At 36.1% G+C, this 15,888-nt stretch carries 18 protein-coding genes; 1 reads left to right on the top strand and 17 read right to left on the bottom strand.

Going from position 1 to position 15,888, the window contains the following annotated elements; all coding sequences use genetic code 11:
• Positions 1–519: a DUF4242 domain-containing protein gene (locus tag ACIQXW_RS18795; protein WP_402764648.1), complete on the bottom strand. Its 519-nt coding sequence runs from the start codon at positions 517–519 to the stop codon at positions 1–3.
• A 126-nt stretch (positions 520–645) separates the two neighbouring features.
• On the opposite strand from ACIQXW_RS18795, the gene ACIQXW_RS18800 reads away from it, so the two are divergent.
• On the top strand, positions 646–1,086 hold the full coding sequence (locus tag ACIQXW_RS18800) for a winged helix-turn-helix transcriptional regulator (RefSeq protein ID WP_401021296.1): 441 nt from the start codon (positions 646–648) through the stop codon (positions 1,084–1,086).
• Positions 1,087–1,115: 29 nt separating this feature from the next.
• Here the strand turns inward: ACIQXW_RS18800 and ACIQXW_RS18805 are convergent, their stop codons facing one another.
• The 16 genes from ACIQXW_RS18805 to ACIQXW_RS18880 all read right to left on the bottom strand — a co-directional run bounded on the left by ACIQXW_RS18805 (position 1,116) and on the right by ACIQXW_RS18880 (position 15,820).
• Positions 1,116–1,871, bottom strand: coding sequence for an ABC transporter permease (locus ACIQXW_RS18805; RefSeq protein ID WP_402764651.1), 756 nt, complete (start codon positions 1,869–1,871; stop codon positions 1,116–1,118).
• 14 nt (positions 1,872–1,885) lie between these two features.
• Positions 1,886–2,839, bottom strand: a complete 954-nt coding sequence (locus ACIQXW_RS18810) for an ABC transporter substrate-binding protein (protein WP_402764654.1) — start codon at positions 2,837–2,839, stop codon at positions 1,886–1,888.
• Positions 2,840–2,854: 15 nt separating this feature from the next.
• Positions 2,855–3,625: an ABC transporter ATP-binding protein gene (locus tag ACIQXW_RS18815; protein ID WP_402764817.1), complete on the bottom strand. Its 771-nt coding sequence runs from the start codon at positions 3,623–3,625 to the stop codon at positions 2,855–2,857.
• A gap of 245 nt (positions 3,626–3,870) precedes the next feature.
• Positions 3,871–4,446, bottom strand: a complete 576-nt coding sequence (locus ACIQXW_RS18820) for an RloB family protein (protein WP_173478046.1) — start codon at positions 4,444–4,446, stop codon at positions 3,871–3,873.
• Positions 4,447–4,673: 227 nt separating this feature from the next.
• A complete protein-coding gene (locus ACIQXW_RS18825; protein WP_402764657.1) occupies positions 4,674–4,970 on the bottom strand; it encodes a putative quinol monooxygenase in 297 nt (98 codons plus the stop codon).
• Between the two features lie 76 nt (positions 4,971–5,046).
• Positions 5,047–5,475 carry a MarR family winged helix-turn-helix transcriptional regulator gene (locus ACIQXW_RS18830; protein ID WP_402764660.1) on the bottom strand — a complete coding sequence of 143 codons (429 nt, stop codon included), beginning with the start codon at positions 5,473–5,475 and terminating at the stop codon, positions 5,047–5,049.
• A 234-nt stretch (positions 5,476–5,709) separates the two neighbouring features.
• On the bottom strand, positions 5,710–6,636 hold the full coding sequence (locus ACIQXW_RS18835) for an NAD-dependent epimerase/dehydratase family protein (RefSeq protein WP_340826210.1): 927 nt from the start codon (positions 6,634–6,636) through the stop codon (positions 5,710–5,712).
• 283 nt (positions 6,637–6,919) lie between these two features.
• Positions 6,920–7,447 carry a YceI family protein gene (locus ACIQXW_RS18840; RefSeq protein WP_402764664.1) on the bottom strand — a complete coding sequence of 176 codons (528 nt, stop codon included), beginning with the start codon at positions 7,445–7,447 and terminating at the stop codon, positions 6,920–6,922.
• A gap of 394 nt (positions 7,448–7,841) precedes the next feature.
• Positions 7,842–8,618, bottom strand: coding sequence for a class B sortase (gene srtB, locus ACIQXW_RS18845; RefSeq protein ID WP_402764667.1), 777 nt, complete (start codon positions 8,616–8,618; stop codon positions 7,842–7,844).
• A 12-nt stretch (positions 8,619–8,630) separates the two neighbouring features.
• Complete coding sequence (locus ACIQXW_RS18850) at positions 8,631–9,401, bottom strand: ABC transporter ATP-binding protein (RefSeq protein WP_340826215.1); 771 nt, start codon at positions 9,399–9,401, stop codon at positions 8,631–8,633.
• A gap of 5 nt (positions 9,402–9,406) precedes the next feature.
• On the bottom strand, positions 9,407–10,372 hold the full coding sequence (locus ACIQXW_RS18855; RefSeq protein ID WP_402764670.1) for a FecCD family ABC transporter permease: 966 nt from the start codon (positions 10,370–10,372) through the stop codon (positions 9,407–9,409).
• Between the two features lie 224 nt (positions 10,373–10,596).
• Entirely contained in the window at positions 10,597–11,514 is a 918-nt protein-coding gene (gene isdE, locus ACIQXW_RS18860; RefSeq protein ID WP_402764673.1) for a heme ABC transporter substrate-binding protein IsdE, read from the bottom strand.
• A gap of 11 nt (positions 11,515–11,525) precedes the next feature.
• Entirely contained in the window at positions 11,526–12,776 is a 1,251-nt protein-coding gene (locus ACIQXW_RS18865) for an NEAT domain-containing protein (protein ID WP_402764676.1), read from the bottom strand.
• An 84-nt stretch (positions 12,777–12,860) separates the two neighbouring features.
• Positions 12,861–14,372: an NEAT domain-containing protein gene (locus ACIQXW_RS18870; RefSeq protein WP_401021271.1), complete on the bottom strand. Its 1,512-nt coding sequence runs from the start codon at positions 14,370–14,372 to the stop codon at positions 12,861–12,863.
• On the bottom strand, positions 14,372–14,974 hold the full coding sequence (gene isdC, locus ACIQXW_RS18875; protein WP_401021269.1) for a heme uptake protein IsdC: 603 nt from the start codon (positions 14,972–14,974) through the stop codon (positions 14,372–14,374). The genes ACIQXW_RS18870 and isdC overlap by 1 nt, the downstream gene beginning before the upstream one ends.
• A 273-nt stretch (positions 14,975–15,247) precedes the next feature.
• A complete protein-coding gene (locus ACIQXW_RS18880; RefSeq protein WP_340826221.1) occupies positions 15,248–15,820 on the bottom strand; it encodes a manganese efflux pump in 573 nt (190 codons plus the stop codon).
• Between the last annotated feature and the right edge of the window lie 68 nt (positions 15,821–15,888).

Raw genomic sequence — 15,888 nt, forward strand, 5'->3', positions numbered from 1 at the left:
TTACTTATCAGCTAATTCAGTTAAAGACGTAATTGGTGTTTGCACTGCCTCACGAGCACGTTTTACAGCTGCTTCGTCTGGTGCGTCATAGAAGCACAGGCACTTTGTCATATCTTCACATACATATGTGCGAGAAAAATGTACTTCTGGTACTTCTTCATAGTGAACGGAGTTTTTCTTTTTACGTGCTAAATATTGATCCATTGTAATTTCTGCTGGAATTTCCCACTCTACTAAATAGTTCACAACTTCTTGATTTGTTTTAACTTCATCCAGCTCTTTCCCAACTAGGCGAACTTCTTTTACTAAATCTGTTTGAATGTTTTGAGCTGCTAGTGCAGTTGTTACTTGAGATTCTTCATTTGCCTCCACGATAAAGTACGCACGACTAAAATCCTTTGCGACTTGTACTTCGATAACAGTTACATCCTGCTCTTGTCCTACACGCTCTACTAATGCTGCAAATTGCTCTTTGTTCGTTATTTCACTAACTGTTGATTCTACCAAAAATAAACTCATAGTAAATACCTCCGAATAGTTTGTTTTTTTCTTTATGTGAGTTATTTTATTATACTTACTTAATAAAAACAACTGAATTTACTAAAAATTATGATTTGTGCTACACTACTGCATGGAGGGAACACTATGAAAACACGATATGACTTACCATGCAATATTGCACAAACATTGAACATTATCGGTGATCGTTGGACATTGCTCATCTTACATGAACTATTAATCGGTCAATCGAACTTTAATGACATTAAATTAAATTTGCCAGGTCTTTCAGCAAATTTATTGTCTGCACGTTTAAAATCTTTAGAAGAAGCAGGTTTAGTTGCTTCCACTCTTTACTCTGCACATCCACCGCGTTATGCCTATTCATTAACTGAATCAGGAAAGGCATTAGAATCTGTATTTAATGCAATGATTTTATGGGGCAGCGAATATTTGGACCCTTGCTATAAAGAAATTGTTGATGCGCATTCAGGTGACCGAGTAGAAATTGGTTACTATTCAAAAAACACCGGTGAGCGTAGCAATACGATTCAAATACGTGCCATTCAAAACGGAGCTAACCAATAATTTATTGGGCTAGCTCTTTTTTGCCCGCTCTAAGCTCCTTGTCCGCCCCAAATTTTCGCAACCCAGCCTTCAAAATAGCGAATGACCTTGTCGAGCAACAAACCGAGTACGCCAATAACAATAATGGCCGCCATAACTAAATCTAAACTAAGTGAATTTCTAGCATCGACTATTAAAAAGCCTAATCCTGATTGCGCCCCCACCATTTCTCCAGCAACTAAGAATATCCAGGCACTTCCTAATGCCATATGCAACCCGTTTGCAATCATAGGAAAAGCAGCTGGAAAAACAATTTTACGCAATAGGTTAAACTGCGACATTTCAAAATTGGCCGCGATTCGTAAATAAGTAGCATCAACTTTTTTCACTGCAGTCACTGTGGATAATAACACGGGGAAAAAGGCTGCAATAAATATTATGACAATGGCTGGCATATTGCCAATGCCAAACCATAGTACGATAAAAGGTGACCAGGCAATCGGTGATACAGGACGTAAAATTTGTACAATCGGATCTAGCACAGCCCAAACTTTCACCAATCTCCCGACAACTAATCCGACAATTACAGCGACAACAACTGCTAATAAATAACCGCTAAAAAAGCGAAATAAACTAATTTGTATATGCTCGAATATGGAGCCATCTTTGATGATATCCAGTAATGCCGTAAAAACAGCTAATGGTGGAGGAAATAATGCTACGTCATGATCACCAATAATCGTTACTACTTGCCAAACGCTTATTAATAACACAAATCCAAGTAAAATTGGTCCTATTTTTTTCATACATATGCACCCTACTATTCTTCCAATAATGTCGTATCAACAAATTCCTCATATGATGGTGGGTTCTCTGACAAGCCCATCTCTATTAATGAATCTCTTAAAATGGCATACGCATCCGCTTCAATTTTCAAGTTATGATACGAAATCCAATTTAACGATAAATCTAAAACATCCTTATCAACTTTAATATATTTAGCAACAACATCATGTGCACGGTCTCCCTCTGCATTCATGAGCTCACCAGCAGCCGCATAATCTTTGACGAATTGTTTTGCAATATTTTTATTTTTTTCGATAAAATCATGACGAAGGACTAGTCCACAGTCAATTGAATCCGGCCAAATTTCCTCTGATTGGAATAACACTTTACCCTTTTCAAGTGCTACAGAAATAGCACCAAATGGTTCTGCTACTACATATCCTGCAATGCGACCTTCTGCAAGGGCAGCTGGCATTTCTGCTGGTGGTAGCTCTACAACATTTACGTCTTCATAATTTAAGCCCGCATTTTGTAACATCCGATATAACAAAATATTGTGTGTAGAATATTTATTTGGAATCGCAAAGCTTTGCCCTTTCAAATCCTCCACATTTTCTATCGTAGGGGCTGCCACTAAAACATTGCCATCTCGATGTCCTAAAGCTACTGCCTTTAAGTCAATTCCTTGTTCTTTTGCCTTCATCGCTAATTGAATAAGCACTGATGCACCATCAATTTTTCCTGTATTTAAAGCATCCATTAGTTCGGGCCATGAACCAAATTTCACAAGCTCAATGGCATAACCTTCGTATTCTCTATCTGTTTGCATGTAAAGTGGTGCAGCATGCGTAATTGGTAAATACCCAATTTTCACTACCTTTTTATTGCCTTCTGTTTGGGATACTGCCTCTTTTTCATCCGTTCCACATGCCGCAAGTGTCAGCAATAGTATCAACGCTAGTAAAAATATGCCTACCTTCTTGTTCATCGTTTTCCCCCCATTTTAAATGTTGTATTCAATCGTATCTTGCGGATGCGTAAACTGAAATTCATTGAAAATAATCTCACGAAAATGCTGGAATTCCGAATCTGAACGATCGCGTGGTTTCGTACTACGAATATGTAATTCACGATGGACGCGTCCGGGATTTGGACTCATAATAAAAATGCGGTCAGCTAAATAAATAGCCTCGTCTATATCATGGGTCACCAATAAAATAGTTGTTTGCTCCTTTTTTTGAATAGCAAGTAGCTCGTCCTGTAAGTAATAACGTGTAAAGGTATCAAGTGCTGCAAATGGTTCGTCCATTAAAATTACCTCTGGACGAATCGCTAATGCGCGTGCAATGGCAACACGCTGTTGCATACCGCCCGATAATTCACTAGGTAATGCGCTTAATCGATTTTCTAAGCCAACAAGCTTCAAATAATAATGCGCACGTTGCTGTCGTTCACTCTTCGTTAAAGTCTCTCCCTCTAATGCGAGCTCTACATTTTTTTGCACAGAACGCCAAGGAAATAATCCATAATTTTGCATGAGCATAATACAACGTTTACTTGCTCTAGTAACAACTTGGTTTTCTAACAATACTTGTCCACTAGATGGCTGCTCAAAACCCCCAACTAAATTTAACAATGTACTTTTGCCACAACCACTCTTTCCTAATATGGCAATAATCTCTCCCTTTTGAATATCCAATGAAATTTCATGAAGTACTGTCTGCTCAGCAAATGTTTTACTAACTTGTTGTATAGAAATTAACGGTGCTGTCATCATGCAATTGTCACCTCACACTTTAATCTTATAATTTTACTAGGTTTAATATGTTTTAAGTTATTTTATTATACTCAGTTTAAAATTTCAACCTAATTTTAAGAAATTTATTTGTATTCCGACAATTCGCATAAAAAAACAGGTTTTCTATTTTTAAATAAAAAACCTGCAAACTATTCATCGCCTGTACTTAAATAATGCTTCACCTTTCTCATTACGTTAGCTGAACAAGACATCCACCAGATTTAGAATATGTATTGAATCATGTCATGTATATTGCAATAAGGATTATCACGATTTTCTGTCGTTCGTAGGGACATCATTTCCGCGCAATTTTTAATGGCTACCTCATGTAGTAGTGCAATCGGAGCAATAATAGACTCGTCTGCCTTATGACGAAAATAGCGTGTTACCCCTAAATGCTCCTCCATCTTGTTGTTTAAAACAGCACGTGGATATTTTTCAGATACATCTACTTCTTCAAAATGTAGTAATAGCCACAATTCAAATGCCTCATTTGAATAAGCGATATGAATATTTTTTTCCTCACAGAACATATTTACTTCGTCTAGCTGTTTATCTGTTAAATCATCCTTATCAAAAACAATCCATACTTCATCAAAATATTGGTAGCTGGAATCACGGAAGGCGTGTTGTGCTAGCTTGATCGCAGAGCGCTTAACGTTTTTTATTTTCACGCTCACTGTTTTCGAGCGCTTTAAAATACGCAATTGCTCAAAGTAAATGCGCTCCGTTTCTCCCTCACAATAAATTAATATTGTTTTACGTATTGTCCGATTACCATGTTGATGTACGCTCACTGGTCAAATACCTCCACTCCACGTAAATATTGATTGGATAAGTATTCATTTATAACTGGTATTGCAATGAGTACACTAGAAAAAATCGCCTTTCTTTTATTGTATGCAGCTACTATGACTCATGCTAAATACAACATTTGTACGTGCCTATAAAATCCATTTGATGAAAATGAACATAAACAAACACCCCAAGAATAACTCCTTGAGGTGTTTGCTTTTTTTACAAATTATGCTTTTAAAGGTTCTCCACTAAATACTTTAAGTTCCATTGGTGCAGCCATAAAAGTTAGTGCTTTTTGAGTAAAAGCAGTAAAATGCTCACTCGTATTATGGATTGCAGTAGCTTCTACGTCTTTCCAAATTTCAACCATTGTATAATGGCAATCGTGTTCAGTAGACTTCATCAAATCGTAGCTAATGTTACCCTCTTCAGCTCTTGTTGCTGAAAGAAGGATCTTTGCTTCTTCCAAGAATGCTTGCTCTTGCTCCGGTTTTACTTGTAAGTGTGCGTGAATAATAATCATAGTTACCCATCCTTTTAATTAAATTCATTTATTGAACTAAATGCTTCATTTTCAAATCAGTATATTGGTCAAAAATTCAATAATCGATAATGTTGTTTTGCATGCGATTTAGCATGACAGATAAGGATTCTAATTCTTCTTGATTAAAACCATGAAGTATTTGGTTAACGAAACGAACCTTTTCTTTTTTGTAACCGACAATTTGTTTACGACCTTCATCAGTCAGTCGAACAAATATTACACGATTATCGGTGGGGTTTCGTCGTCTTGTCACCATACCGCTTGCCTCAAGTTGTTTTAAATGACGAGTAATGGCACCACTGTCTATATTAACTGCTTTTTGGAGGGTAGATTGATTAATTTCTTCTGTTTTATAAAGCTGGTGTAGCAATTCATAGCGTGATGCGCTAATGCCTGTACATCGTTCAAATTTAGGGCTAATTTGATTATTAAGCCCTTTAAGAAGCTGTAAAATTTGTTCATGATTTGAAAGTGAACATTGCATCAATAACCCTCCTAATAATTTGTGTGGTCAACTTTATAGAAGTGTCAACTAATCATTGAGTGCTCAATCATTGACCCGTCAATTAATATAATACAAAATTATCGATCCAGCAACAAATGACAACTTACCTAAATCAGGAATCAAAAAGGTCTGTGCTCGAAAAAATCGAACGCAGACCGAATAAACCGATTAGTAGACTTCATTTTCAGAACAGCTCTTCTGTATTTACCATTATTAAATTTCTACAATCTTCTCTTTCTGTAGCGCTTGAATAGTTCGCTCGATGCCCTCTGCAAAAGAATTCTTCGGCTTCCATCCAATCGCATTGGCAAGCTTTTCATTATTTAAAAATGAATGCTCAATATCCCCTTCTCTTGCAGGGGCATATTGAATCTCTAGTGGATGATTTAAATGTTGTAATAATAATATAACTTGGTGCAGTGACCATGCTTCATTTGTTGAAACATTGTATATACCTTGAAGTCTAGCTTCTACTCCAGCATAAATGGCATCTGCAATATCATCTACGTAGATGAAATCACGCGTCTGTTCACCGTCGCCATAAATAGTAAAAGGTCTACCTTCAAGACTACTTTTCAACATACTAGGGATGACAGCTGCCTCCCCTTGCATACGCTGTCTCGGACCGAAAACATTCGCAAAACGGTAAATTAGCGTCGGCAAATGATAATCACGTTGCCACTTTTCACAATATGTTTCACCAATGCTTTTATTTAGTCCATACATCGAAACAGGCTCACTAACATCTGTTTCCTCAAGCGGTGGATAGTGGCTATTACCATACACCGCAGCAGAAGAGGCAAAAACAAAATGTTTCACCTTGTATTTTGATGAATAAAAGAGCATTTGGCTTAGCCCTACAATATTTGTCAATATATCCTTCATTGGCTCCTGTATCGAAAGTTGAACACTCGTTTGCGCTGCACAATGAATTACTACATCAAAAGCCACTTCTTTAAAGAAATGCTCACAAACCTCATCTTCAACATTTAATAAGTAAGATTTATGCTCAAAATCAATATTTCGGAGATGTCCTGTACTTAAATTATCAATTATATAAATATTGGCGCCTTCCTCGAAAAATCGCCTCGCCACTGCACTGCCAATAAACCCATAGCCACCTGTCACTAATACATTCATCCCATCGCCCCCAAAAACAATATGATGTTTTATATGCATTAATTGCTAAAAATATGCAAGGAACTTATTATTGGATTATTTTAACAGACTATCAACGAAAGGTAAAATCGAAGTAAACATTCTATTTTTAATTAAATAATAATAAAAATCCACTCAAACTTTCAAGCAAGCGGACGAGTGAATCGCAAGCGGTAACTAGCGACCCAACTCAGACGTTGCCACGAAAGACGAGCGGATTTTAACAAATATATTATTTATTTTTTTACAACACTGGATAGCAATATTAAGCAGGGTTTACTTCTAGTTCAACTGAAATTTTAATATCTTTACCTACAAGTACTCCACCAGTTTCTAAAGCTGCATTCCAAGTTAAACCGAAGTCTTCACGGTTAATTGTCGTTTCTGCCTCGAAGCCATATACTTCCTGACCCCATGGGTTAGTACCTTTACCGTTAAATTCAGTATTAAATGTAACTGATTTCGTAACATCTTTAATTGTTAAATCACCAGTTAATGCATATTCATCGCCTGATTTTTTTGTAATGCTAGTTGATTTAAAAGTAATATTTGGGTAATTTTCTGTATCAAAGAAATCACCTGCTTTTAAGTGATTATCGCGATCTTCGCTACGTGTGTTAATGCTTGCTGCATCGATTGTAATGCTAATGTTTGCTGTAGTTAAATCTGCAAGATCTGCTGCTTCAATATCAGCTGAATAAGAATCAAACACACCTTTTACTTTTGATACCATCATGTGTTTTACTTGAAAGTTAATTGCTGAGTGTCCTAAATCGATATTCCATTTTGCCATTTTAAATTCCTCCAATTTGAATTGTTTTATATCTCGAATTCGAGATATATGTTAAAATATGAAGTAACTACACTAATTATGTTACCCAAAAATAAATGGACTAAACATATGTAGTTACTTCGAGAGCTTCTTTTTTAATTTTCCGTTACTAAAAGTAATCAATTACTTTATGTAACTTACTATATATTAATAATTAATTTACGTCAAGTAATTTATTTGAAATTATTTATCGACGTAACTCCTACTAATTTCTATGAATATTTATCACCATGGACAAGGCTACAGCGGACGTTTTCCAAAGGTTTTCCGGCGATATATCGACTCTTATCGGCGATTTCTCATGTCTTACCGGCGATAGGCGGACTCTTATCGGCGATTCACGAGCTTCTATCTGTTATCGCTTTACTAATTTCCCTTGAACAACAAATCGATGGTCATCACTTATTACGGAATCTTTGCACGTAGAAAGTGTAATGATTTTATCATCTGGTCCGACATCTACATTCATATCAATTGTAGAACGCTTTTGAACTTCTCCAATAAACTGAATAAATTCCTCATCCGTTTTAAATTCTGTTTCAATATAATAAAAATCAATAGTTGTTTCATAAGCTGCAAATACTTCAACATCATAACCTTCATATAATGTATCCAAATAAATTGTACGATGTGCATTGGCATAATCCTGATTCAAGTAATTTTTCAAACTACCAAACATCGTCCCATCTTTCATGGCATGACCGTACAAAATGGTATTCCGACTTATATCGAGCGTGTCATTACGATAATCCATAAAAACACTGCCTGCACGACTTTCCCGATCTTTATAATTATGATTCAAATAAAATTCATTATTATCCGCATGTAAAATTGGATTGTTGAGCTTTGTATTATCTACAGAAATCCAACCAACAATGCGATCATTAACAGCTAGTAAATCATGAAATTGAGGTCTTATCGTATATTTTGATTTTATCTCAGCATCCGATATTTCTTCATCAACTACTTCTTTTTGAATCGTTGCCAATGTTTCAGCATAAATCGTTTGTACTTCTTTTAATGATTTTGATGACTCATAGTACGTGTAGACGTACTTTACAAGTGCAAAGCCAGCATATAAAAATATAGCCAAATATAAAACTGTCAATAGATTAGTTTTCCATTTTTTCATCGTTTCACCAACTTAAATACCAAGAGGCACCATATAAAGACCGAGCTGTTCATCTTCATTGAAGATTGCTTCAACACCATATACTTCTTTAATAACTTCCTTTGTGATGACGTCACGTGGCGCGCCCTCAGCTATTATTTGTCCTTCTTTCATCAAAATAATATGATCACTGTAACGAATGGCTTGGTTAATATCATGGAGTACCATAACAATTGTTAAGCCATGTTCTTCATTCAAAGATTTTACAAGTTCCAATAACTCCATTTGATAATAAATATCTAAGTACGTAGTCGGCTCATCTAAGCATAAAATTTCAGATTGCTGTGCTAATGCCATCGCTATCCATACTCGTTGTCGTTCACCGCCTGATAGCGCTTCTAAATCATTTTTTCGCTTTTCTAATAAGTTTGTACATGCTAATGCCCAATCAATCGCTTTTTCATCTTCCTCATGATTACGTTTTAACATTGTATTATGCGGAAGTCGCCCAAAACTTACTAACTTTTCAATCGTTAAATCTTTTGGCACTTCATTTTGTTGATAAACAATTGCTAGCTTTTTAGCAAACTCTTTTTGCTTATAATGAACTAAGTCTTTGTTTTCCAAAGAAACATTACCGGATTTCGGCATATTATTTCGAGACATCACACTTAGTAATGTCGATTTTCCACAGCCATTCGGACCAATTATCGTTGTGATTTTGCCCTTTCGTATTCTCGTTGAGACACCATCTAAATGATTACGTGTATTATCATGAGAGACGATAATGTCGTGCATTTCCATTTTCTTCACTCTTTTCGTAAAAGGAATATTAAGAACGGACCACCGATGATTGCCATAATAGTTGAAGCAGGGATTTCAATTGGTGCAACGACCGTCCGACCAATTGTATCTGCCACTAAAATTAATAAGGCTCCTGCTAATGCCGTAAACGGTATTAGTACTCGATGATCGTGTCCAACTAAACGTCGGGCAATATGTGGGACTAATAAGCCGACAAATGAAATAACGCCAGCTACAACAACTGACACGGCTGATAATAATACAGCTACAGCTGCAATAATTAAACGAGCACGTGCTACGTTAAAACCGAGACTCTTTGCCGTTTTATCTTGTAGAACGAGAAGATTACACCAGCTATATAACGCAAATGCTGCAACTAAGCCTATCGTTCCATACGTTGCAATGGTCGAAACATCTTTCCATGTACGCATCGTTAAATTTGATCCGACGACACTAGAAGCAGCTGTATTTAATGAGCCACCCAAACTTAAAAATGCTTCCGTTAGACCAGTAAACATCGCATTAATCGCAATCCCTACTAAAATTAATTTTAGTGGACTCAATCCCGATTTCCATGACAAGGCAAACACTAGCGCACAAGCAAATGCCCCACCTATAAAGGCCAATATCGGCGTCATGAAAAATAATGCTGGAAAAAATGAAATAATAAATAATTGTACAAATGCTGCACCTGATGAAATACCAATCACACCCGCGTCTGCTAGCGGATTACGCATTACTGATTGCAATAATACGCCTGAAACAGAAAGCGCAGCCCCAGCAAATAATGCGACTAGAATACGAGGAAATCGCAAATCACGTATTGCCTCCATCTGGCTATTCCCTTCTTCAAACAACGCCCCTATAAATTCAAAAAAGCCCATTTTAATACTACCTGTCGTTGCTGAGTAAACCATCGAAACAAGCAACAACAATATTACCATTGCAAAACTTATTATTTTTTTAGTCATATCGGATTCCTTTTTCTCATCAAATTCCGCACAATATTTTTGCACAGAGTGTGCGCATCCATTGTTGCGATTGCTTCGACTTTACTTCATTTAAAGATTCGCTCACTACGGTTGCTTTGGAACGAAAAGTAATATGTAATATCCTTTGTGCTACAAGAAATATAAGAAAAGCGCTCTATGGCAAGGTTTATCCTGCAATACGAGCGACAATTTCAACTTACTTATTAGCGATAAAAAATTTCCATCAACTGTCCTAAAGCCTGTGGCGCTTGTAAAGAAGCTGTAGTACCAAATAATTCTTCTTCCAAATCATACACTTTACCATTGTTCACTGCGTCAAAGTGCTTCCAAATATCATTTGTTTTAAATTCTTCATCAAACATTTTGACAACCTCGTCGGGCATGCCGTGTGATAGACGTAAAATAATATCAGGATTGCTATTATGCAAGTACTCCGTATTTGATGATAAGTACTCTGCTTCTTGCCCCTCCATCACATTAATTCCTCCAGCACGTTTGACAAGATCCCCAGCGTAAGAGTTTTCAGTTGCTACTAAGTAACTGCCTGGAATACCAAGTAAAATTAAAACACGAGGTCCTTCTTTATTAGCAGCAACAGTTTGTATGGCATCAATGTTTTTCTGTAGCCCTGTTAATAATTCTTCGGCTTGAGCCTTACGATCATAACGCTCACCTAACGTTTTAATTTCAGCTAACATCGCATCAACACTTTGGAAATTTAAAAAATTCACAGGTATTTTTAATTGTTCGAATTTATCTTCTAAATCGTATTGTAATGTTGACACTGATAATACATCCGTAGGAGTTAATGATTTAACAATTTCCATATCAGGCTCCATAGCATTCCCTATTGTAGGTAAACCTTCAAAGCGTTTCGCTAACTCTTTTTCAGTTTCCGGTACTGCGATAGCATCAAGCTCTAGCTTATCTAAAATATCAGCTATAACAACTGTACCTGCAATAATCCGATTTTCACTTGGTGTATTTGCTGTTATTGTAACTTCCTCTTTGTTAGTAGATGCTTCATTCTTTGCTTGATCGCTCCCACCGCTACAACCAGCAATTAAAAATACGGTCATAAGCGCTATCAATGCCAACCAGTTATTTTGTTTTTTGCACATATAGTCACCTCCTAGTTATTTTTAGAATTTTTAAAGCGACGAACGAGTAACCAGCCCGATAAAATACAAATCAACACTAACAATACAATTTTCACTTTATCTAACTGGGCAAGTTGCTGATCTATATTCGTTTTGTTTTCAGCCTGCTCAATGTTTGGTTGCTTTTCTTCTTCAGTTACAGTAGGTTCTTCTTCTACTACTTCTTCAGTATTTGCATCAAGTGTACGGTCAAAAGCTAACTGTTCTTCCACTAATGCTGTGAAAGGAGGTTGAACTTTTGGCAATGAAATGCTGTTGGATTTTGTTATAGGTTCCTCTGTTTTTTTCTCTAATGGCTTCTCTATTTTGTCACTATTGACGACAGGAGGCTTCACGTTTATGTCTTGCTTAGGAGGCTCCGTTTCTATAGGCTTTTCTAAAATATTCGCCACTTGTTGTTCATCAAATTGTAAATCAACAAAATATTGATGATGATAAGCAATCTCCGGTATATCTACCTGTACCCACATGCGCAGTGGTTTTTCTAAATCAACTACTTCAAATTCGACAATTCTCTCATTTTCCACATCGAATACAAGCGTTGGTTCTGCCTGTTGCCCTCGTTGATCTACTGTTAACCCCGTTACCCAAGCAGATTTTAAAATGGTCATCTGAGCATAGTATTTGCCGTCTTTTTTTATCATCTTGGCCACTGGATTGACATATGTATTCATAATTGATTGCTCTTTTTTTCCATCAACGTACAATATGTAATCAATCGACCATTCTTTTTCAGGTGTAGTTTCTTCTATTATAGTACCTTGTTCATTTTCTTCGATGGGTGCTTTTAATATGATGCGAAGTTCCTGTGCAAATTGAAAACTATCCTCTTCTGACTCAGAAGCCAAAAGACCTTTTATCATAATAGGCTCTTTTAAATCTTTTACATCAAACTGAACTAAATTTTCAGTCCACTTCAAAATAGATGAAAACGTTTTTTCCGTCTGTTCAATATGTACCTCTTGTAAAATATATGGATGATTAATTGTCATAGACAATGTATATTTGCCATTCTTTACGTTGAGTGTTGCTTCTTCATTGAAAAATCTGTTTTGTTCTATTCCATCAAGGGATGAAAAACTTAGTTCAACTTGATAGCTCCCATTTCCTAATGACCTATCTACTTCAGCTTGTGCATGTAACGGCAATTGAGGGATAAACACCAAGATAATAGCGCTAATAAGAGCTAATAAAAAGACTCCTTTTCTATTGTATGTTTTCATCAAATACCCCCAATTTCTATATAAGCAACAGTAACTTCCTTCCTCATCAAAGTGAGAAAGGAAGTTGCCGTTTACTAATTATTCTTATTCTTCAAATTCATAGAAAAACTGTAAAGAGTTATTTAAAATTTTTGCCATTTGACCACGTGTTAATGGTTTGTTTGCATTGATGTATGTTTTACCATCTTTAGCAACAGAACCTGTCATAATGCCTTCTTTGTTAAGTAATGAGAATGCTTCTTTCGCTTCATCATTCGCAATTGTCGCTACATCAGCATAAGGTAATGAAATTTCAACATTTAAGTCGCCTTCAGTGACAGCTTGGATTGCACGGTAAATCATTAATGCACCTTGTTGACGTGTTAAAATGCCATTTGGATTGAATTTTTCACGTGATTCTACGATACCATATTCAGCAAGAGCGTTAATTGCTTTTTCTGCTTCGATGCCTTTAATATCTTGGAAACCAGCAACTTCAGTAGGTTCTAACTCTAAAGTACGTGCAATCATTAATGCAAATTGAGCACGTGTTAAATTGTTATTTGGATTGAATTTATCTTGCGCAACAATAATATCATAAGCAAGTAAATTTAAGATTGCTTCTTTATTTTCGTTGTTATCAATATCTTTAAACGGGTTAACAATTGGTGTTTCTTCAGTATCTGTTACTGGTTTGTCTAAGTCTACATTAAAGCTAAATTGAACAGTATGAACTGAATCATATTTAACTCCTGCTGCAGGCTCATCTACGATAATATGAATCTGTGCATTTGTTAGTGCTTTTAAATCTTTCACTTCAAAAGTATAAATACGTTCATTTGTTTCTTTATCTTCTTCTTCTAATACAGCGTCTTTACCGTCTACTTTAAATGATTGAACATATTGACCTTTAGGGAATACCATACCTACAACGTAACCGCCATCTACTTCACTAACAGCTATAGCAGGACTAATATAATTTTTCATCATTGATTCTTCTTTAGTACCATCTTTATAAACTGTTACAGTACCTTCATATACAGCTTCATCAGTAACAACTGTTTCCTCTTTTTCAGGTTGCTCTTCTTTTACTTCCTCAGTCGGTTCTGCTACTTCATCTGTAGCAACTGGTTGGAAATCAAAGTCATACCATGTATCCATGTTAGCTTGTGAAACAACTACATGTACTTTTGCTGCTGTTTTCACCTTTGGATCTACTGGGAATGACACGATGCTTGAACCATCTTGTTGCTTTTCAATTGTCGCATCAACATATTTATCGCCTTGTTTTACTTGGAAACCAGGAATCATTGCAGCGAATTGAGCTGGGATCGTTAGTTTCACTGTGTATGTACCATCTTTTTCAACAAGTAAGCCTGTTCCAGCAAAATATTTATCCATGTATCCTGCTTGTTCTGTACCAGGTTTAAACGTTTGGAACTTTACAACTGTCCCTTCTTTTGTTTCAGCTGTAGCTTCCACTTTTACGTCTGTAGATATAGTTGTCGTTGTTGTATCAGCCACCTTTGCTGATGCAAATGTTGGAACTGAAAGTGATGCTGCTAATAATGAAGCGAGTACGATTTTTGTTGCGCGAGATTGACGTTTTTTAGTCATTATTGACCCTCCATTTTTGTTTTGTATTTAGTTCTATAAAGTAAAAATGCTGATCCTGCAAATGCAACTAATAACAAATAAGGCATCGCATCGCTTGTTTGTGGATTAGACACTTGACTTTCAGATGCTGTTGACGTTTTCGTATTATTTGTTGCTGTTGTTGTTGTTGCTGCTGAACTTCCTGATACCGCTGCATCAAATACTAGTGAAACGCTATATTCATGGTGATAATTAATATCATCGATATCAATTTTCATAGATGTTACAACTGGTTTTGATAAGTCTTTTACAGTGAATTGTACAACACGTGTATCAGCTGCTTTATCTTCGCTAACAACTGCTGCTCCCCCTGGCGGTTGGAATTTAGTAATCCAAGCACTATTCTTTAATGTAATTTGCACAGTAGCTGTACCATCTTTTACTGTCACCTTAGCTGGCTTTACGAAATAATCATTCGCAATAGACGCAGAGCTGCTATCCGGTTTATTGACCTGATATTTTACAGAATATGTGCCATCAGCCATTTGAGCAGATGCATGTGGTAACGCTAAATTAAAAATAACCATACTAACTAGCATGACCAACATCATTATTTTCTTCATGTGTTGCACGCCTCCTTCGATAATTATGGAAAATTTTTATTTATTTTCCATTAAACATTATAATTGAAACAAATAATATTCTCAATATTTCCATGAAAGCAATATTATGAAAATGAAAACGAAAATAATTCTCAATTACACTATATAACCAAAGAATAATCTCTGATACCTTACTATGTCAACTAGCAATCCAAAAACGTCCTCAATATGTCAAATTTACCTCAATGAAAAAGGAATATTACTGTTAAACATCAGTAATATCCCTCAATTTTATTATTTAGCAAAAACTTCAAACACCCCAATTAAGATTAATAACCATCCTGAAATTGCTGTGGAGTACACGCCAATATATGTTTTTGAAAGAAGGGCACCAAAATGAATTCCCACTCCCACAGTTATAAAGGAAAAGGTTCCAATCGAGATGACCGTCCATATAGCTGAAATACCGTTTGCTCCAATAGCGATTCCGCCTGCAAAACAGTTCGCTGATAAAACAAATCCAAGTGTCATTGCCTCTCTAATTGAAATAATATGATTTTTATCTTCATCAAACACTTCAGGATTTTTCGCGATGCCATTTTTGGAAAGACGATTAGAGAATAATGTATATACCCCAATAGCACACAGCAAAAGACTTCCTAAAAGATTGGCCGTGTGTGGAGAAATATACTCTACTACTGTACTACCAGCCGTCACTGCCACATAAGTGACAATCATTGAAATGATAGCAATGACTGCGTTCGATATAATCGGTATCTTTACTCGCTTAACCCCATAGGCAAGGCCAATCCCTAGATTATCTAAATTGGCAGCTATACCAATCAAAATGATGGTTATCCAATGCATGATTTCCCTCCTGTCAATAATGCCTTGGCATAATTGCATCTAGATTTTTTCAAGCCTGCTCGAAAAGA

Source organism: Lysinibacillus sp. NPDC097162, assembly GCF_044762185.1.
Taxonomy (GTDB): Bacteria; Bacillota; Bacilli; order Bacillales_A; family Planococcaceae; genus Lysinibacillus.

Bases quoted from the DNA above. Each gene is read 5' to 3' on its own strand.
- ACIQXW_RS18795 (WP_402764648.1), bottom strand. From the start codon at position 519: ATGAGTTTATTTTTGGTAGAATCAACAGTTAGTGAAATAACGAACAAA.
- ACIQXW_RS18800 (WP_401021296.1), top strand. From the start codon at position 646: ATGAAAACACGATATGACTTACCATGCAATATTGCACAAACATTGAAC.
- ACIQXW_RS18805 (WP_402764651.1), bottom strand. From the start codon at position 1,871: ATGAAAAAAATAGGACCAATTTTACTTGGATTTGTGTTATTAATAAGC.
- ACIQXW_RS18810 (WP_402764654.1), bottom strand. From the start codon at position 2,839: ATGAACAAGAAGGTAGGCATATTTTTACTAGCGTTGATACTATTGCTG.
- ACIQXW_RS18815 (WP_402764817.1), bottom strand. From the start codon at position 3,625: ATGACAGCACCGTTAATTTCTATACAACAAGTTAGTAAAACATTTGCT.
- ACIQXW_RS18825 (WP_402764657.1), bottom strand. From the start codon at position 4,970: ATGATTATTATTCACGCACACTTACAAGTAAAACCGGAGCAAGAGCAA.
- ACIQXW_RS18830 (WP_402764660.1), bottom strand. From the start codon at position 5,475: ATGCAATGTTCACTTTCAAATCATGAACAAATTTTACAGCTTCTTAAA.
- ACIQXW_RS18835 (WP_340826210.1), bottom strand. From the start codon at position 6,636: ATGAATGTATTAGTGACAGGTGGCTATGGGTTTATTGGCAGTGCAGTG.
- ACIQXW_RS18840 (WP_402764664.1), bottom strand. From the start codon at position 7,447: ATGGCAAAATGGAATATCGATTTAGGACACTCAGCAATTAACTTTCAA.
- srtB (WP_402764667.1), bottom strand. From the start codon at position 8,618: ATGAAAAAATGGAAAACTAATCTATTGACAGTTTTATATTTGGCTATA.
- ACIQXW_RS18850 (WP_340826215.1), bottom strand. From the start codon at position 9,401: ATGGAAATGCACGACATTATCGTCTCTCATGATAATACACGTAATCAT.
- ACIQXW_RS18855 (WP_402764670.1), bottom strand. From the start codon at position 10,372: ATGACTAAAAAAATAATAAGTTTTGCAATGGTAATATTGTTGTTGCTT.
- isdE (WP_402764673.1), bottom strand. From the start codon at position 11,514: ATGTGCAAAAAACAAAATAACTGGTTGGCATTGATAGCGCTTATGACC.
- ACIQXW_RS18865 (WP_402764676.1), bottom strand. From the start codon at position 12,776: ATGAAAACATACAATAGAAAAGGAGTCTTTTTATTAGCTCTTATTAGC.
- ACIQXW_RS18870 (WP_401021271.1), bottom strand. From the start codon at position 14,372: ATGACTAAAAAACGTCAATCTCGCGCAACAAAAATCGTACTCGCTTCA.
- isdC (WP_401021269.1), bottom strand. From the start codon at position 14,974: ATGAAGAAAATAATGATGTTGGTCATGCTAGTTAGTATGGTTATTTTT.
- ACIQXW_RS18880 (WP_340826221.1), bottom strand. From the start codon at position 15,820: ATGCATTGGATAACCATCATTTTGATTGGTATAGCTGCCAATTTAGAT.